The 18,509-nt window shown below is 58.3% G+C and carries 16 protein-coding genes; 8 read left to right on the forward strand and 8 right to left on the reverse strand.

What is annotated here, in order from left to right; all coding sequences use genetic code 11:
* Positions 1-124 precede the first annotated feature (124 nt).
* Positions 125-535 carry a PilZ domain-containing protein gene (locus tag J3362_RS03080; protein ID WP_008170127.1) on the reverse strand — a complete coding sequence of 137 codons (411 nt, stop codon included), beginning with the start codon at positions 533-535 and terminating at the stop codon, positions 125-127.
* Between the two features lie 315 nt (positions 536-850).
* On the opposite strand from J3362_RS03080, the gene rimO reads away from it, so the two are divergent.
* Positions 851-2,197 carry a 30S ribosomal protein S12 methylthiotransferase RimO gene (gene rimO / locus J3362_RS03085; protein WP_349518081.1) on the forward strand — a complete coding sequence of 449 codons (1,347 nt, stop codon included), beginning with the start codon at positions 851-853 and terminating at the stop codon, positions 2,195-2,197.
* Between the two features lie 322 nt (positions 2,198-2,519).
* Here rimO and gatB read toward each other — a convergent pair whose 3' ends face one another.
* The 3 genes from gatB to gatC are packed head-to-tail and all read right to left on the reverse strand — an operon-like array spanning position 2,520 to position 5,749.
* Positions 2,520-3,971 (reverse strand): Asp-tRNA(Asn)/Glu-tRNA(Gln) amidotransferase subunit GatB, encoded by a 1,452-nt coding sequence (gene gatB / locus J3362_RS03090; RefSeq protein WP_349518082.1) that lies wholly within the window; start codon positions 3,969-3,971, stop codon positions 2,520-2,522.
* Positions 3,972-3,992: 21 nt separating this feature from the next.
* Complete coding sequence (gatA, locus tag J3362_RS03095) at positions 3,993-5,450, reverse strand: Asp-tRNA(Asn)/Glu-tRNA(Gln) amidotransferase subunit GatA (protein WP_349518083.1); 1,458 nt, start codon at positions 5,448-5,450, stop codon at positions 3,993-3,995.
* An 11-nt stretch (positions 5,451-5,461) separates the two neighbouring features.
* On the reverse strand, positions 5,462-5,749 hold the full coding sequence (gene gatC, locus J3362_RS03100; RefSeq protein ID WP_014577753.1) for an Asp-tRNA(Asn)/Glu-tRNA(Gln) amidotransferase subunit GatC: 288 nt from the start codon (positions 5,747-5,749) through the stop codon (positions 5,462-5,464).
* 374 nt (positions 5,750-6,123) lie between these two features.
* Here gatC and J3362_RS03105 point away from each other — a divergent pair, with 374 nt between their 5' ends.
* The 7 genes from J3362_RS03105 to J3362_RS03135 are packed head-to-tail and all read left to right on the forward strand — an operon-like array spanning position 6,124 to position 15,324.
* Positions 6,124-7,164, forward strand: a complete 1,041-nt coding sequence (locus J3362_RS03105; protein WP_088828193.1) for a rod shape-determining protein — start codon at positions 6,124-6,126, stop codon at positions 7,162-7,164.
* Between the two features lie 29 nt (positions 7,165-7,193).
* Positions 7,194-8,090, forward strand: coding sequence for a rod shape-determining protein MreC (gene mreC, locus J3362_RS03110; protein WP_349519242.1), 897 nt, complete (start codon positions 7,194-7,196; stop codon positions 8,088-8,090).
* Entirely contained in the window at positions 8,090-8,566 is a 477-nt protein-coding gene (gene mreD / locus J3362_RS03115; protein WP_349518085.1) for a rod shape-determining protein MreD, read from the forward strand. The genes mreC and mreD overlap by 1 nt, the downstream gene beginning before the upstream one ends.
* 2 nt (positions 8,567-8,568) lie before the next feature.
* The gene (locus J3362_RS03120) at positions 8,569-9,174 is read left to right on the forward strand and encodes a Maf family protein (RefSeq protein WP_349518086.1); all 606 of its coding nucleotides are present in this window, start codon (positions 8,569-8,571) and stop codon (positions 9,172-9,174) included.
* Positions 9,171-10,652 (forward strand): ribonuclease G, encoded by a 1,482-nt coding sequence (gene rng / locus J3362_RS03125; protein ID WP_349518087.1) that lies wholly within the window; start codon positions 9,171-9,173, stop codon positions 10,650-10,652. Before J3362_RS03120 ends, rng begins: the two co-directional genes overlap by 4 nt.
* A 40-nt stretch (positions 10,653-10,692) precedes the next feature.
* Positions 10,693-14,448, forward strand: coding sequence for a YhdP family phospholipid transporter (locus J3362_RS03130; RefSeq protein ID WP_349518088.1), 3,756 nt, complete (start codon positions 10,693-10,695; stop codon positions 14,446-14,448).
* Between the two features lie 30 nt (positions 14,449-14,478).
* Entirely contained in the window at positions 14,479-15,324 is an 846-nt protein-coding gene (locus tag J3362_RS03135) for a carbon-nitrogen hydrolase family protein (protein ID WP_349518089.1), read from the forward strand.
* 9 nt (positions 15,325-15,333) lie between these two features.
* Here J3362_RS03135 and yjgA read toward each other — a convergent pair whose 3' ends face one another.
* From yjgA to rapZ, 4 genes are all read right to left on the reverse strand, one after another.
* A complete protein-coding gene (yjgA, locus tag J3362_RS03140; RefSeq protein ID WP_062781911.1) occupies positions 15,334-15,861 on the reverse strand; it encodes a ribosome biogenesis factor YjgA in 528 nt (175 codons plus the stop codon).
* Between the two features lie 15 nt (positions 15,862-15,876).
* Positions 15,877-17,238, reverse strand: a complete 1,362-nt coding sequence (mgtE, locus tag J3362_RS03145) for a magnesium transporter (protein WP_349518090.1) — start codon at positions 17,236-17,238, stop codon at positions 15,877-15,879.
* 93 nt (positions 17,239-17,331) lie between these two features.
* Positions 17,332-17,601: an HPr family phosphocarrier protein gene (locus tag J3362_RS03150; RefSeq protein ID WP_349518091.1), complete on the reverse strand. Its 270-nt coding sequence runs from the start codon at positions 17,599-17,601 to the stop codon at positions 17,332-17,334.
* 7 nt (positions 17,602-17,608) lie between these two features.
* Complete coding sequence (gene rapZ, locus J3362_RS03155; RefSeq protein ID WP_349518092.1) at positions 17,609-18,493, reverse strand: RNase adapter RapZ; 885 nt, start codon at positions 18,491-18,493, stop codon at positions 17,609-17,611.
* Positions 18,494-18,509: the final 16 nt, after the last annotated feature.

Here is an 18,509-nt window from a genome sequence, read left to right on the forward strand (position 1 = left end):
TGCGAATGAATACGGCAACTATAACAGAGGGGGTAAGGGCATAAGAAGACGACCAACTAGACATTGGCGTTATAACAATATAGCAGTGGTGGGCCTTGGTCGTTCGTCAGCCGGCAGGTTGAGGTCAGGCCGGATTGCGGGAGTCGGCCAACAGTTTGGCAACGTATCGATCGACGTAATCGAAGCCATTACCCTCAAATTCAGCGAACTGGATGCCAAGCTGAAATTCGTCCCTTGCGATGCGTCGCATGTGAACGATGTTGCCGTCGGCAATAATGGAAACCGGTTGCGTTGCAACCACCGGCACGGAGAATCGGGTCTTCACGGCAATCCAGTGTCCTGGAGCCGGGGCCTTTTGCTCGGGAATGAGCTGCTTCACCGTTTCCTGATTACAGGAAATCATGACCCCGGTGCGGGAGAGATTGGATACCGAACAGGTCAGGCAGCAGCCGTCCGATTTCTCAATAGTAATGTCGGTGGCTACGTCCACTCGCTGTTGGTTGCGCAAATTCAATTTGGCGGCGACAGGTTTCATGTTGACTCTTCTGGCGTGTCTGGTTGCGAATGATGCTGCCTTTCCCATAAATCCCTTCCAGAAAAACACTTAAACGCATGATAAGCGAATAAAAGTGTAGTTGTTTACTTTGTGATCAGCAAGAAGCCTGCCGCCTATAGTGGCAGATTTGTTAAATCTTTCTGAACAAGACGTCACAAATTTTGATGTCGATCAGATTATTCCGCTGGTTTTATTGGTCGGACTTTTGCTGCAGGCGGTCCCGTAGCTGGTGTAAAATATCGCCCTTCATTCATTTGTGGGCTCGCGCCGAGCTCCGGGAATTCCAAGCATTTTATGACAGACAACACCCAAAACCCCGCCGCATCCGGTAACGGCAAAGTCGGCTTCATCAGCCTCGGTTGCCCCAAGGCCCTCGTAGACTCCGAACGCATCCTCACCCAATTGAGGCTCGACGGTTACGATGTTGTGCCGACTTATAACGACGCCGATGTTGTTGTGGTCAACACATGCGGTTTTATCGATGCCGCCAAGCAGGAATCCCTGGACGCCATTGGCGAAGCCATAAGCGAAAACGGCAAGGTCATTGTTACCGGTTGTATGGGTGTTGAAGCCGCCAAGATCCGCGACACTCATCCCGGTGTCCTGGCCGTTTCCGGTCCCCACGCCTACGAGGAAGTGGTTGGTGCTGTTCGCCAGTTTGTGCCCCAGAAAAAACAGCACGATCCGTTCACCGATCTCGTTCCGCCGCAGGGAATCAAACTGACCCCGCGGCACTATGCCTACCTCAAGATCTCCGAAGGCTGTAACCATCGCTGCACCTTCTGCATCATTCCCTCCATGCGCGGTGATCTGGTCAGTCGGCCCATTGGCGATGTAATGGACGAAGCCCAGCGCCTGGTGGATGCCGGTGTAAAGGAACTCTTGGTCATCTCCCAGGATACCTCCGCCTACGGCGTAGACACCAAATACCGCACCGGCTTCTGGCAGGGGCGACCGCTCAAGACCAAGATGCAGTCACTGTGCGAAGCGCTCGGCGAAATGGGCGTGTGGGTACGCCTGCACTACGTTTATCCCTATCCCCATGTCGACGACATCATTCCGCTGATGGCCGAGGGAAAAATCCTGCCGTACCTGGACATCCCGTTCCAGCACGCCAGCCCGAAAGTGCTCAAGGCCATGAAGCGCCCGGCCCACGACAGCAAAACCCTGGAGCGCATCCGCAAATGGCGTGAGATCTGCCCCGAGCTCACCATTCGCTCCACCTTCATCGTTGGCTTCCCCGGTGAAACCGAGGAAGACTTCCAGTACCTGCTGGACTGGCTCGACGAGGCTCATCTGGATCGTGTGGGCGCGTTTAAATACAGTGCGGTGGAAGGTGCCAAGGCCAACGAAATCGAAGGCGCAGTCCCCGAAGAAATAAAAGAGGAACGCCTGGCCCGTTTCATGGAAAAACAGGCAAAGATCTCAGCGGCCCGCCTGCAGGCCAAAATCGGCCAAACGATCGACGTGCTGATTGACGAGGTCGACGAGGAAGGCGCCATTGGTCGCTCAAAGGCCGATGCGCCGGAGATTGACGGCATGGTTTATCTCAATGATGAGACTGACCTTGCGCCTGGCGAAATTGTCCAGGCCGTGGTTGAGCATGCCGACGAGCATGATCTTTGGGCTCGGCTTCTGTAATGGTGTTTGAGTTGGGTTTGTAGCCTTCGTGGTTTGGTGGAGGGCTTTGGCGGGCGGCGCTTCCCAAAAACCGCTACGAGCACATCCATGTGCGCTTGGCGTCGGCCATCCTTGGCCGCCGACATTTTTGGGAAGCGCCGCTCGCCAAAGCCTCAGAATCTTCAGGGATAGGGAGCAATCAGTGTGTAGGTCGGATTAGGCGAAGCCGTAATCCGACAACGGTACCAGCCGTCCAAAGATGTCGGCTTACGCTTCGCTAAGCCGACCTACAATCCAAACAGGCTGGGGCCGTAGCAAAACGCCACGACCCGGAGCCAGCGGGTTAACCCCCAAGCTTCTTGATAAGAATCTCGTTGAAAAGCTTCGGGTTCCCCTGACCCTTCGAGGCTTTCATCAGAGGTCCCATAAAGCCGCCAAGCATCTTCTTGCGCTTCTTCGGGTCTTCCTCGTTCTGATACTGCGCCACCTGATCCGGCATGCCCGCCAGAACCTCATCTACCATAGCTTCCAGGGCGCCGGTGTCAGACACCTGCTTCAGACCCTTGGCATCGATGATGGCGTCAACGCTGTCGTTCTCACCAGACCACAGCGCCTCGAACACCTTCTTTGCGCCGGCGGATGAAATCGTATTGTCGGCAATCCGTACCACCAGATCGCCCAGCTGAGCGCCGCTGATGGGCGAATCGGCAACCGATTTCTCCTCTGCGTTCAGGCGAGCAGAGAATTCGCCCTGGATCCAGTTTGCGACCAGTTTTGCGTCTTTGCCCTGGCTGGCCGCTTCTTCAAAGAACGTGGCCAGTTTCGAGTCGCCGCTTAGCAGGCCGGCGTCGTAGTCGTTCAGGCCGTACTGGTCCATGAACCTCGCCTTGCGCGCATCCGGCAGCTCCGGAAGGCTGTTGCGAGCTTCTTCGATGAAGGAATCATCGATTTCCACCGGCAGCAGGTCCGGGCAAGGGAAGTAGCGGTAATCGTTGGCTTCTTCCTTGGTTCGCATGGAGCGGGATTCGTCACGGTCGCCGTTGTACAGGCGGGTTTCCTGCACAATGGTGCCGCCGTCTTCCAGAATGTCCATCTGGCGCTCGACTTCGTGGGCAATGGCCTGTTCCATGAACCGGAAGGAGTTCAGATTCTTGGTCTCGGTCCGTGTGCCCAGCGTGTCGGAGCCCTTCGGCTTTAGCGAAATGTTGACGTCAAAACGCATGGAGCCCTGAGACATATCACCATCGCAGACGCCCAGCGAAGTCACAATGCCGTGAAGCTTCTTCGCGAACGCCACCGCTTCTTCCGCGTTGTTCATGTCCGGCTCAGTCACCACTTCGATCAGTGGCGTGCCCGCCCGGTTGAGGTCAACACCGGTCATGCCATGAAAGTCTTCGTGTAGGGATTTCCCGGCATCCTCTTCCAGGTGGGCATGGTGAATGCGCACGCGCTTGGTCTCACCGTTCGCCAGATCAATATCCACATAACCGGGGCCAACGATCGGGCGCTCCAACTGCGTGGTCTGGTAGCCCTTGGGCAGGTCCGGGTAGAAGTAGTTTTTCCGCTCGAACACTGATCGGCGCTCTATCTCAGCATTCACTGCCAGGCCAAACATGACCGCGTAGCGGAAAGCCTGCTCGTTGGGTACCGGCAGGGTGCCAGGCATGGCCAGGTCAACGGCGTTGGCCTGGGTGTTGGCCTCGGCGCCGTAAGCGGTGCTGGAGCCTGAAAAAATCTTGGTCTTGGTGGCGAGCTGAACGTGAATTTCCAGCCCGATCACAATGTCCCACTGCATAGTCTTTCTCCTGTCCCGGGCTTATTGCGGTTCACGCTGGTGCCAGTCGGTCACCTGCTGGAATTGATGGGCGGCGTTCAGCAGACGCGCCTCGGAGAAATAATCCCCGATAATCTGCAGCCCAACCGGCAGGCCGTCCACGAAACCGGCCGGAACCGACATGGCCGGAACACCGGCCAGGTTAATGGCGATCGTGAACACGTCCTCCAGGTACATGGTCACCGGGTCGCTGGTCTTTTCGCCCTGAATAAAGGCAGGGGAGGGCGTGGTCGGGCTCATCAGCACGTCCACTTCCTTGAAGGCATTGATGAAATCCTGCTGGATCAGCCGGCGAACTTTCTGGGCCTTGAGGTAATAGGCGTCAAAATAGCCTGCAGACAGAGCGTAGGTGCCCACCAGAATCCGACGTTTCACCTCTTCGCCAAAACCCTCCGCGCGGGAGCGCGTGTAAAGATCCATCAGGTCTTTCGGATCTTCACAGCGATAGCCATAACGGACCCCGTCAAAACGGGACAGGTTGGCGGACGCCTCTGCTGGAGCAATTACATAGTAGGCAGCAATCGCGAGCTTAGCGTTTGGCAGCGACACCTCTTTAACCGTGGCGCCCAGCTTCTCGTATTCGGTTACCGCGTTGCGAACCTGCTGCTCCATTGCCGGGCTTAGCTGGTCGCTGAAATACTCCTTCGGCAAGCCGATCTTCAGGCCTTTCAAAGGTTCGTTCAGGGTAGCCGTGTAATCCGGCACCTCCCGGTCGAGGGAAGTCGAATCCTTTGGATCAAAGCCTGCCATCACATTCAGCATCAGCGCATTATCCTCTGCGCTTCGGGCAATGGTGCCGCCCTGGTCGAGGCTGGAGGCAAAAGCAATCATCCCGTACCTGGACACTCGGCCATAGGTCGGCTTCAGCCCGGTAACACCACACAGCGCAGCCGGCTGACGGATCGAGCCACCCGTGTCCGTGGCGGTAGCCGCCGGAACCAGGCGTGCTGCAACCGCCGCTGCCGACCCGCCAGAAGAACCGCCTGGCACCCGCTTATTGCCCTCGCTCAATCCCCATGGGTTGGTCACTGCGCCGAAATAACTGTTCTCGTTGGACGACCCCATGGCGAACTCATCCATGTTGGTCTTGCCCAGACACACCGCACCGGCCTGGCGGAAATTCGCCGTAACGGTCGCATCGTAAGGCGGAACAAAGTTCTCCAGCATCTTCGAGCCGCAGGTGGTCCGAACGCCATTGGTGCAGAAAATGTCCTTATGCGCGAACGGAACCCCCGTCCAGGGCGTCGCATTTCCCGCTGCGCGCTGTTCGTCCGCCACCCGGGCATCGGCCAGAGCCTGCTCTTCGGTCACGGTAATAAAACTGTTGTACTTCGAATCTTCCCGCTTGATGCGGTCGAGGAACTCCTGAGTCAGCTCCACACTGGAAATATTGCCGCTTTCCAGTTCCCGGGAAAGCTCTGCTACGGATTTGTTATGCATGACGTGTCCTTTCACTCGATCACTCGGGGAACCAGATAAAGCCCGTTCTCGGTAGCCGGCGCAATCGCCTGGAACGCCTCCCGCTGATTGGTCTCGGTTACCTCGTCAGCGCGCAGGCGCTGGACTGCATTCAACGGGTGGGCCATGGGTTCAACCGAATCGGTGTCGGCGGCCGCCAGCTGATCCACCAGATCCAGAATATTGCCCAGATCCTTCTCCAGAGCCGAAACCTGCTCGTCATCCACACGAATGCGGGCGAGCACAGCGACTTTCTCAATGTCCTCACGGGAAATGGTCACGCATTGCCTCCCAGGTAAATGAAATGTCGGTAATAAATCTTTTGAAAACGAGGGCCAAACCTGAGCTTCGGGGCCGTTCGGGGAATCCTTTTCAAAACTGTAGAGGGCCATGGATGGCCCGAAACAAGCTCACATGGATGTGCTCGTAGCGTGTTTTGAAAAGGATTCCCCGAATGGCCCTTCACCAGGGCCAGAAAACCAAAGCGAGTATGGTAACAGATTCGAACAATGGCGGGAGGCCCCAGCCCATAAGGTAAATGTGTGAACCGTAAGGCTTGAGGCCCGTTCGCGCCTTGCCTGCAGGGGTGCTCACTGCTAAAGTTGCCGCATCTTTTCTTTGCGACTGCAACTCTCAGGTTGAAACTACACGAATGTTGATAAAAAGACTCCGAGGCATCTTCTCCAGCGATCTGTCCATCGACCTGGGCACCGCCAACACCCTGATCTACGTGCGTGAGCGCGGAATCGTGCTGAACGAGCCCTCGGTAGTGGCCATTCGCACCAACAACTCCCAGAAAATGGTTGCCGCCGTCGGCGCTGAAGCCAAGCGCATGCTCGGCCGTACGCCGGGCAATATTACGGCCATCCGCCCCATGAAAGACGGCGTAATCGCAGACTTCGTGGTAACCGAAAAAATGCTCCAGCACTTTATCCATAAGGTGCATGAAAACAGCTTCATTACCCCGAGCCCGAGAGTACTGGTGTGCGTGCCCAGCAAGTCCACCCAGGTAGAGCGCAAGGCCATTCGTGAATCTGCCCTTGGAGCTGGCGCCCGGGAAGTGTTCCTGATTGAAGAACCCATGGCCGCCGCTATCGGTGCCGGTCTGCCGGTCGAAGAAGCCAGTGGCTCCATGATCGTGGACATCGGCGGCGGTACTACCGAAATCGCCATCATCTCCTTGAACGGCATCGTCTACGCCGAGTCCGTGCGGGTAGGTGGTGACAAGTTCGACGAAGCCATTGTTACCTACGTACGCCGCAATTACGGCAGCCTCATCGGTGATTCCACCGCCGAGCGCATCAAACACGAAATCGGTTGCGCCTACGAAGGCCTCGACATCCGCGAGATCGATGTTCGCGGTCGCAACCTGGCTGAGGGTGTGCCCCGGGCATTCACCCTCAACAGCGAGGAAATTCTCGACGCGCTTCAGGAATCCCTGGCGCAGATCGTTCAGACCGTCAAGAGCGCTCTCGAGCAGTCGCCGCCTGAGCTGGCGTCCGACATTGCCGAGCGCGGTATCGTGCTGACCGGCGGCGGCGCCCTGTTGCGCGGGCTGGACAAACTGATCAGCGAAGAGACCGGCCTGCCGGTGATTATCGCTGAAGACCCGCTGACCTGTGTGGCCCGTGGCGGCGGCAAGGCGCTGGAAGTGATTGACCGGGGTGGCATCGGAATGTTCTCCCAGGAGGGATAATCCTGTGGGGAGGGCTCGCCATTAAAACTATCTTTGTCCAGGGGCCTGTTCCCGGCTTCAGACTCCTCATCGTTCTTCTCGTATCGGCAGCCCTGGTGGTTGCCGATGCGCGTTTCGACAAGCTCTCAACAGTGCGAAGTACCATCGCAACCGGCCTGGCACCAGTGTACTGGCTGGGGAACGCGCCCTACGAATTTTCCGACTGGTTCGCCGGGCTGTTTGAAAACAAACAGGATCTTCAGGAAGATAATGAAGATCTTCGGGCCCGTTTGCTGATCCTCGAGCGTCGCGCCCTGAAATACGCCGCTCTCGCTTCCGAGAACAACGAGCTGCGCCGCCTGATGAACTCATCAGAAGTGCTGGATGACCGTGTCATCGTTGGCGAGGTGGTCGGTGTCTCCCCGGATCCCTTTTCCCACGAGATCATTATCAATAAGGGTCGTAGTGACGGCTTGTCGCCGGGCCAGGCCATTCTGGACGCCCATGGTCTGATGGGGCAGGTGGTGCAGAGCAGCCAGATTACCTCCCGCGTCTTGCTCGTCTCCGACAGCAGCCACGCCGTCCCGGTGGAGGTTGTGCGTAACGGTTTGCGCGCCATCCTGCTGGGTACCGGCGACACGGATACCCTAGATCTCGTTCATGTGCCGGATACGGCGGATATTCGCGAGGGCGATCTGCTTGTCAGTTCCGGCCTGGGTGGGCGTTTTCCGAGGGGTTATCCGGTCGCGGAAGTCAGCCGAATATCCAAAGAGCCGGGCGAACCGTTTGTCTCCATTGAAGCCACGCCCAAGGCGCAACTGAACCAGAGCCGTCTGGTGCTGGTAGTGTTCCCTCCGGAGAATGCCGCTCCGATCGAAACCGACGAAGGTGAGGGCGCATCCGCTGCCAACGTCGCCGAAGATGCCAGCCAGGGAGGGCAGGACTGATGTTGTCCGTAATCAGCTATCCGGTCTTTGTGCTTTCCGTGATCGTTGCCCTGGTGTTCAGTATTTCCCTGTTTCCGGTGGGCTGGTTCGAGTTCCGCCCCGAGTGGCTGGGGTTGGTGGTTTTCTACTGGACGTTCCGGGCACCGGCCCAGTTCGGGATCCTGCTGGCCTGGTGTCTCGGCATGTTGCTGGACGTGCTGGAAGCCACGCCTCTTGGCGTGAATGCCATGGCCATGGCCTTGATCGCTTTCCTGGTGCTTACCATCCACCAGCGTTTGCGCATGTATCCAATGCCCCAGCAGTGCCTGATGGTGTTCCTGTTGTTGGGCATCAATCAGATGCTGGTGCATTTCGTGAAGCAGTTGCTGGGTGCCGATGATGCCGGATTCAGCTACCTCTGGCCGGCCCTGACCAGCGCGCTGGTATGGCCCATATTCTGTATTCTCCTGGACAACATTAACCGCAAACTGGGTTAGCCATGCCATCAATCATTCTCGCCTCGGCTTCGCCACGCCGGGCGGAGCTGTTGCAGCAAATCGGCCTGAATTTTTCGGTTCGTCCGGCGGACATCGACGAAACACCGGAGTCCGATGAACCCCCGGAACACTATGTGGAACGTTTAGCCCGGGAGAAGGCGCTGGCCGTCTCTGAGTCTTCCCCGCACAGCCTGGTCCTGGGATCAGATACCTCTGTGGTGCTTAATGGCGAGATACTCGGTAAGCCGTCAGATCCGGCAGACGCCCGGGAAACTCTGGCCCGTCTCTCCGGTGCGACTCATCACGTCATGACGGCCGTGGCACTCGCCACCGCCGGCCAATGTCAGTCAACCCTGGTCATTACCGAGGTCAGTTTCAGGCCGCTTTCAAGCGCCGAGATCGACGCCTACGTGGCCAGTGGCGAACCCATGGACAAGGCCGGAAGTTATGGAATTCAGGGCCTTGGTGGTATTTTTGTTAATGAGCTCCGGGGTAGCTACAGTGCCGTGGTTGGTCTGCCGCTGCAGGACACCGCCGCATTGCTGGCTGGTGCCGGTTACCCGGTCTGGAAAAACTGGCCGCGCAGTCTGGAGAGCCAAACATTATGAGCGAAGAGATTCTGATCAACGTCACCCCGGTGGAAACGCGGGTGGCCCTGGTTGAAAACGGCATGCTGCAGGAAGCCTACATAGAGCGCACCAGCAGGAAAGGCATTGTCGGCAACATATACAAGGGCAAGGTGGTGCGCGTTTTACCGGGCATGGAAGCGGCGTTCGTCGATATTGGTCTGGAACGGGCTGCATTCATCCATGCGTCCGATGTGGTTCCGAGTCAGTCCAATGGCGATGAGCCCGTCGATACTCCGAAAACCGTTCCCGATATTCGAAGCCTGCTTCGGGAAGGGCAGTCACTGGTCGTCCAGGTGACCAAGGATCCGATCGGCACCAAGGGGGCCCGCCTGACCACCCAGCTTTCAATTCCGTCCCGGTATCTGGTTTTCATGCCCGGTGTCAGTCACGTTGGTATTTCGCAACGGATTGAGGACGACGCCGAGCGGGCGCGGCTAAAAACGCTGGTGGAAGAGGCCGCAGCGGAAGATGAAGACGTTCAGGGTGGTTATATCATCCGGACGGCCGCGGAAGCGGCTCCGCCTGAGGACCTGATTGGCGATATGGCCTACCTGCACCGGTTGAGCCAGTCTATCCATGAGCGCATTGCCCGGGTTCAGGCGCCGGCGGTTGTGTACCAGGATCTGCCGTTGTTTATTCGCACCATCCGGGACCTGATCCGGCCCCAGACCGAAAAGGTGCGTATCGACAGCCGCGAGAGTCATCAGCGGGTGATGGAGTTCGTCGATGAGTTTGTTACGGAATTTGCCGACAAGGTCGAGTACTACCCGGGCGAGCGCCCCATCTTTGACCTTTACTCGGTAGAGGACGAAATCCAGAAGGCCCTGAGCCGAAAGGTGCAGCTCAAGTCCGGTGGTTATGTGATTATCGACCAGACCGAAGCCATGACCACCATTGATATCAATACCGGGGCGTTCGTCGGGCACCGGAATCTGGAAGAAACCATCTTCAAGACCAACCTGGAGGCGGCCCGGGCCATCAGTCGTCAGCTGCGCCTGCGAAACCTGGGCGGCATTATCATCATCGACTTTATCGACATGGAAGATGCCGAGCACCAGCGCCAGGTCCACCGGATGCTGGAAAAGATGCTGGAGCGGGATCACGCCAAGACCAAGATCACCGGCGTCTCCGAGTTGGGCCTGGTGGAAATGACTCGCAAACGTACCACCGAGAGCCTTGGTCAGGTGCTCTGCGAACCCTGCCCCATCTGCGATGGACGGGGTTTTCTGAAAACCACCGAGACCGTTTGTTATGAGGTTTTCCGGGAAATTCTCCGGGTAAATCGCGCCTACGATGCCGAAAGCTATCTTGTGATGGCCTCCCAGAGCGTGGTGGATCGCCTGCTGGATGAGGAATCCGATAACGTGGCCGATCTTGAAACCTTTATCAGCAAGACCATTCGCTTCCAGGTCGAGCCCTTTTACAGCCAGGAGCAGTACGATGTTGTTCTGCTCTGATCCCGGGAAACTGCGCCGGTTACCGGGTTAAGGGGTCTGAATGTCCTCCGCTGACCACGAACCGCCGCTTCCGGAGAACCTGCCCGAGAGTGCTCCGGTTCGGCTTTTGGCGAGGCTCGCAAGCCTGATCTGGTGGATGCTGCTGACACTTCTGGTGCTGCTGGCCCTATACGCCGGGCTTGGCCGTCAGCTGACCCAGAATGTGGATAGCTTTCGCGATGATCTGGCTCGTGAGCTGTCAGACAGGCTGGGCCATGATGTCAGTATTGGTCGTCTTTCATCCCAGTGGTACTGGCTCGACCCCGCCTTTACGGCCAGCGACATTCAGGTCACTCACCCTGACACCGGAATTGTTGTTGCCAACCTCCAGCATCTGAATATCCGCTTTGCTGCGCTGGCCTCGCTGATGCGTCTGAGGATTGTCTTTGAGGACTTCGAGGCAGACGGTCTGGAGCTGACCGTGAACCAGGAGCGCGGCGGTGATGTCGCGGTGAGAGGCGCAGAAATACCGGAACCGGTCAGCAATCAGTTGCAGGAGTGGCTGGAGCTTGCCGGCGACTGGCTCTCCGACCCCTACGTCAAGATTACCCGCGTTAATCTTGGTATCCGGGATAATCAGGGCAACCTTCGCCATCTGGATATTCCCCAGCTGGATCTCGACTACCGCCGTGGATTGTTCCACGCATCCGGCCGTGCTATGCAGTCTGGTACCACCCAGCAGTTGGCCAGTTTTGCACTCGTGGGCCAGCATTTTTTTCGGGGAGACTTTACCGGCCAGTTGTACCTTGGCGTCGATTCCGGTCGGCTGTTCGACGGACTGGTTGACGAGTACCAGTGGCGATCCCTCCGGGTGGAAGGCTTCGATCTTGGCGGGGAAGCCTGGCTTACGTTCCGCAACGGTTTGCTGCAACAGGTGACCGGTACGGTGCGGACCCCCTATCTGCAGTTGGGTGTCGGCTCTCAATCCCTGGCGCCTTTGGAAGACATTCGCGCGAGATTTGGCTGGCGTCGCCACGATACGGTGATGACCGACGAGACTGTGGTCGAATCAGGGGCCTTCGCCCTTGGCGAATGGCATCTGAAGCAGCTCCAGTGGACCTGGGACGGTGATGTGGTTTCACCTTTCAGTCTGAGGCTGGCGCCCTCGGAGGGAGGCATGTCTGTCATTGCCGACGCCCTTCCGCTTGCGCCCACACGTCGCCTCGCGGCGCGGCTTCCGTTTTTGCCGGAGCGTGCACTCCGGGCCCTCCTGGACTATCGGCCCAGTGGCTTTCTGGACCAGTTGAGAATCTTTTTCCCCGAGGGCGCCCCGGAAGACTTTCAGCTTTCCGGCCGGTTGCGTGACGTCAGTGTCCGTGCCCATGGCGGCGCCCCGGGCGTTACCTCTGTAAACGGAGACATCGCTCTGGACCGGCAAAGAGGATATGTCCGGGTTGCCGCCGGCGAATCGCCTGTTTCACTGGATTTCCCCCAGCTTTTCGGGGGTGCCTGGTCATTCCCGGTACTTGAGGGCGAAGTGGCCTGGTTGCTGGATGGCGCTATCACCCGCGTGTTTTCGGATGGCGTCCGGATGCGTTACGGCGAGGCCACCGAACTGGACGGAGCTTTTGACCTCAGGATGGATCGAGAGGGTGAGGACAATCTGGGGCTGAAAGTGTCGGTGAAAAACGGCAACGCCGACATGCTGGCGGATTTTGTTCCGGTTAAGGCGGTAAACCCCGGTTTGTACGATTGGCTCACGACCGCCATTCTCGAGGCCGATATTACCTCAGGGACGTTTTTTGGCCATGGCCAGATAGGTTCTGGTGCACCCCGGGGCTCCTTCGTCACCTCCATGATCTATGAATTCGATCAGGCATCTGTCCGCTACGATGACGCCTGGCCGGAGGTCACGGGTGCCCGGGGCAGTGTCAGGGTTCACAATGGCGACACGCTGGTCCGACTCGAAGCAGGTCAGACCGGGGGCCTGGATCTCGATCCCGGGACGGTTCGCGTGGTGCCCTCCGATCAAGGCACACGGATAAGGGTGGATACCTCGGCTCGGGTGCCGGGCGAATCGGTTGGGTTCTGGATGAAAAATAGCCCCCTGGGTGATATGGCAGGCACAGAGGCCCAGAAGCTTGAATATGGTGGTCAGTATCAGCTGGATCTTGGTATTGACTTGCCATTGGGGGCGGAGCAGCCCCCCGTGGTTGAGGCAAATATTGCCGCTCAGGAAGGCTCCGTCTCCTACCCCTCGGCAGGGTTGGCCTGGAGGTCGGTTCAGGGTGAACTGACTTACCACAGCGAAAACGGCTTCTCCGGTGGTCCTCTGACTGCCGAATTCTTCGATGAGCCGGTGACCATTGCCTTCAGCAAGTCCCGGGCGGGCAATGCCCTTACCATCCGGCAGTCGGGAACGCTACCGGCGCCCGGGGTGTTTGAGCAGGCGGGACTTGGGACCCGTTCGGGGTTTGGTTTGCAGGGCAATGTCACCTATACCGCGGACCTGGACGTGGGAGCGGATTCAACGTCTGGCATCCGCGTGCGCTCCACTCTTGAGGGGCTGTCGGTTGACTGGCCGGAGCCACTGTCAAAAGCGGCGGATGAGGCCGCACCGCTGCGGGCAACCATCAATCCCTCGGCCTCCGGCGGGCTTGGCATTACGGGCGACTGGGAAAACCGCGCAACGTTCGATTTGTTATGGAAAGAGACCGGGTTTGATTTGCGCCTTGGACGCCTGCACCTTGGCCCGCAGGTGTTGAGCGATATCGATATCAATGCCCTCGATCTTGGTGACCGGTGGGTGGTGACCACGAGCTCGCAACGCGCTGAAGGCCGGCTGACAATTCCGCAGAATGGTGACACGGTGAAGGCCGATTTTCAGGTGTTACGGCTCGTACGCAGTGAGACACCCCCTGAGGACTCGCCGGAATTGCTGACCCTGGAAGAGCAGCTGGAGGCATTCCGCGCGCTGGATATGGGGAACTGGCCCGATATCGACGTCTCGATTGCTGAACTGCAACTGAACGAGGAATCTCTGGGACAGTGGGCCTTCCGGCTCCGCCCTGAACCCTTCCGGTTGCAGGTAAATGACATCGAGGGGCGCCTGAATTCCCTGACCCTGCTGGGCGACATGAGCTGGAGCATCATCGGAGACCGGGAAACCAGCCGGTTTAAAGGGTCCATCATCGGGGGTGCGCTCGCGGATCTGAACGAGCTCCTCGACACCGAAATGCCGGTCACCAACGAGAGCACCAATATCGAGCTGGACCTGGACTGGCCTGGCCGCCCGGATGAGTTTTCCATACCGGAACTCAGTGGCTCGGTTAGCCTGAGACTGGATGAGGGCGTGATCCTCGAGCGAAACAATACTGCTCAACTGTTCCGGGTCTTCAACCTGCTGAACTCCGATACACTATGGCGCCGGCTGAAGCTCGACTTTTCCGATCTGTATGAGCGGGGTGTGGCTTTTGACGCCATCTCGGGCAAGGCGCAGATAGTCAATGGCTTGCTGACCATGGATCCGGAGTTGCAGATAGTGGGCCCATCCGGCGCCTTCAAGCTCAGTGGTACGACCAATATGGCCAGCGAGGAGCTGGATATGCGGCTTGTGGTTGTGTTACCCCTGACCCAGAATCTGCCATTGGCGGCACTGCTAATGGGTGCTGGTGCGCCGATTGGCGGCGCCTTGTTTGTGCTGGACAAGATTCTGGGCGATCCTTTGAGCAGGCTGACCAGCGCAACCTACAGCGTGACCGGCACATGGGACGAGCCGGAAGTGGACCTGCAACGGGTGTTTGATACAGGCGAATAATTTTTCTGTTTGGCAATATCGGAGGCAGTCATGAGCAAGCGTGTTTCCAACCGGGTCGCAGCCATCCAGATGGTCAGCGGTCATGACATCGAAGCCAATCTGCGCGAAGCGGAACAACTGCTGGCCCAGGCTGCCGAGCAGGGCGCCTCGGTCGCCGTACTACCCGAGAATTTTGCGGTTCTGGCCACCAGTCAGATGATTGATCGTGGTCGCCAGGAAGCGGGGCCCGAGCCTGTCATCAGAAGCTTCCTGGCCGATCAGGCCCGGAAACTGGGTCTCTGGATCGTTGGCGGATCGATGCCTGTAGCCAAACGACCGGACGGCTCAGATCTGGAGGATCGGGTCAGGGCAACGTGCATTGTTTTTGATGACCAGGGTAGGGAAGTTGCCCGTTACGACAAGATTCACCTGTTTGATGCCATGGTGGAAGACGCCCATGGTCAATACCGTGAATCGGACACCTTCGAGCCCGGCGAACAGATAGTGACTGTGAATACGCCCGCGGGCAAGCTGGGGCTGGCGATCTGTTACGATCTTCGCTTTCCGGAGCTGTTCAGGCTGCTCCGTGAGCAGGAGGTGGACTGGATTTGCCTTCCTAGCGCTTTCACCTGGCAGACCGGTGAGGCCCACTGGTACCCCCTGATCCGGGCGCGCGCGATCGAGAATCAGGTATGGTTAGTGGCGCCTGGCCAGGGTGGCCACAACAGCGAGCGCCGTCGCACCTATGGCCACAGTCTGATCTGTGATCCCTGGGGCCGGGTGGTCACGGAGATGGGTGAAGGCCCGGGCCTGGTCACCGCCGAACTGGACTCCGATCAGGTAGCCAATCTGCGCACCCGGATGCCGGTGTGGGAGCACCGCCGGCTTAAAGGGTGAACGAACTGCTCACATGGCCTCAGCGTCGTCGATGCATTCCCTGAGATAACGGAACAGTTTCCGGGCCTGGCCGGTGTTCTTCTGTTTTTCAACGTCTTTTCGGGCGTTTCGAGCAAGGTTTCGCAGGTGCTGCATATCGGCACTGGGGCAGTAGCTGAAGAATTCGCCAACAACGGAATCGCCTTCGGCAATCATCCGGTCCCGCCAGCGTTCCGCCAGGTGATGTCTGCGGGTGTGTTCCTCGCTACCGGCATCGAAGGCGTCGATGGCTTTCGCCAGGGCTTCGGGATCATCTTCCTGTCGGATGACCTTGCCGATGTATTGCAGGTGTCGTCGTTTGGCCTCGTTCTGGCGGATACGGCGGGATTCCTCGATCGCGGCGCGGAGGGTGTCGCTGATTGGCAGGGTCTCCAGCTGATCGTTGCTCAGGTCCAGCATCCGCTTGCCCAGATCCTGCAGGGCATGCATTTCCCGCTTCAGCTGGGATTTGCTCGGGCCGTCGTATTCCGGCGCGTCGTTGTCTTGATGGTCTTTCATAAATCCGAGATCCGCTTAAGCGTAGAAAATCGTCGCGAGGCCAAGAAAGGCCATGAACCCGACCACATCGGTCACAGTCGTGAGAATCACGCTGCCTGCCAGGGCCGGGTCGATATTGCGCGATTTGAGAAACAGTGGCAGAACCGTGCCAACCAGCGCTGCGGCGACAAGATTGATCACCAGCGCGGCAGCAATGATCGCGCCGATCAGCACGTCCTGGAACCAGAGCATGGCGGCACACGCCACCACGGCGGCCCAGAGCAGGCCGTTCAGTATCCCCGACAGGAATTCCCGGTTAAGAAGCCAGCCCACGTTGGCGCCGCTGATCTGGCCTACGGCCATGCCGCGAATCACCAGGGTTAGCGTCTGACTGCCAGCAATGCCACCCATACTGGCAACAATCGGCATCAGCACCGCAAGCGCCACCACTTTGGCGATGGTGTCTTCGAAAAGTCCGATGACGGCGGAGGCAGTCAGTGCGGTGATCAGGTTGATGCCCAGCCAGACGGCACGGCGACGGGTGGTTTTCCACACCGGCGCAAAGGTGTCTTCGTCTTCATCCAGACCCGCCATACTCATCAGCGAGTGGTCTGCATCTTCCCGGATAACGTCAACCACGTCATCGATGGTGATGCGACCCAGCAGTCGGCCCTCCTCATTCACCACCGGCGCCGAGATCAGGTCGTAGCGTTCAAACAATGTCGCCACCTTGGTGTCGGAGAGGCTCACGGGAATAGGCTCGATGTCGGTATCCATGACTTCCCGCACGGTGGAGGCGGGGTTGGAGACCAGCATTTTCGTGATGGGCAGCATGCCAATGAAATCGTCCCGCCGGCTAACTACGATCAGACTGTCGGTCATCGGTGGCAGGGTTCGATGTCGACGCAGGTAACGCAGTACAACGTCAATACTGATGTCCGGGCGCACCGTAATGGTGTCCGTGTTCATCAGACCGCCGGCGGTGTCCTCCGGGTAGGAGAGCACTTCCTCCACGCGCTGGCGGTCCTGCTCGTCCATGGTGTCCAGCACTTCCTGGATCACCGTGTCCGGCAGCTGCTGCAGCAAGTCGGCCAGGTCGTCCGACTCGAAATCCTCGATAATGTCCGCCAGTTCCTGAGCGTTCAGCTGGCTCAGGAAGTAGCCACGGATATCGTCGCTCAGGTACTGGAGGACTTCCCCTTCCAGCTGCTTGTCGACGAGATTCCACAGGAGGGCACGCTGCCGGGGCGGTGAGGATTCCAGCAAATGGGCAATATCACTGGGGCTCAGGCCACCGTTCAGGATGCGGGCAACCTGCTTCAGTGCGCCACTGTCCAGGGCTTCGCTCAGGGAGCGAAGGCGCTGGCGGGCCTGGCTTTTTTCCAGAATATCGGTCATGAATCACCCGGCGTCAGAAAACGCCTGTATTATAGCGGAGTTAGGCGCAATCGGTGAGAAAGAGTTGTAGATGAATGCCGTACGGAACGTGCTTTATTCGCCTTCGCCGAAATAGTCGTTGATCAGTTCCACTAATGCCTCGATGGCCTGTTCCTCGTCCGGTCCGTCGGCAATGAGCTCCACATCGGTTCCTTTGCTGGCGGCCAGCATCATCACCTGCATGATGTTCTTCGCGTCCACGTCCCGGCCTTTGCCACTGATACGCACGCTGCTGTCGAATTCGGATGCCGTGTTGACCAGCTTCGCAGTGGCGCGCGCATGCAGGCCAAGCTTGTTGATAATGGTAATGGGGCGGCGAATCATGGCGCGATCAGATCTCTTCCCGAGTCTGCAGGTGTGGCAGTTCGGTGTGCCGCACCTGCACGTTGCTGTAGCGTTGCCGGAAGTAATCGCCCAACTGCTCGCACACATACACAGACCGGTGCTGGCCGCCGGTACAACCAATGGAAATCGTCATGTAGCTGCGGTTGCTGTCTGCGAAAGAGGGCAGCCAGGTATCCAGAAATGATTTCAGGTCCTCGATCATCTTCCGGCTCGCCGGTTCTTTTTCCAGAAACTCGATAACCGGCTGGTCGGTACCGACGTACTTGCGGAGGCTGGTATCCCAGTAGGGGTTAGGAAGACAGCGAACATCAAAAACGTAGTCGGAATCCAGCGGTACGCCGTGTTTGAAGCCGAATGACTGAAACAGGAGAGCCAGTTCCTGATCTTTTCGACCGACCACGCGCTGCTTGACCATGTCCCGCAGTTCATACATGGACATGCCGGTGGTATTTACATACAGGTCGGAAAGCTTGGAGAGGGGTTCCAGCAGTTTCTTTTCGCTGGTAATGGCTTCCCGGAGAGAGGTCCTGTCGTCACTCAACGGATGCTTTCTGCGGGTGGCGTGAAAACGCTGAAGAAGCGACTGCTCGTCGGCGTCCAGGAAGATGATTTCAACGGTAACTCCGGTTTCCTGGAGGCGCCGGTATATCTCCTCGAAATTTGCCAGCTCGCCGGAAAGGTTCCGCGCATCGATACTGACGGCCATCTTGCCCAGCCGGCCTGGTTGTGTCTGGCTGGCCGCTTCCCGGGTGAGGGGAAAGAGCAGGCCGATAGGAAGATTGTCGATGCAATAGAACCCGAGGTCCTCAAGCACATGAAGTGCCGTACTCTTGCCCGAACCGGACCTGCCACTGACGATAATCAGCTTCATGACCACCTTACCTCCA

This window comes from Marinobacter sp. NFXS11, from assembly GCF_040148675.1.
Classification (GTDB): Bacteria; Pseudomonadota; Gammaproteobacteria; order Pseudomonadales; family Oleiphilaceae; genus Marinobacter.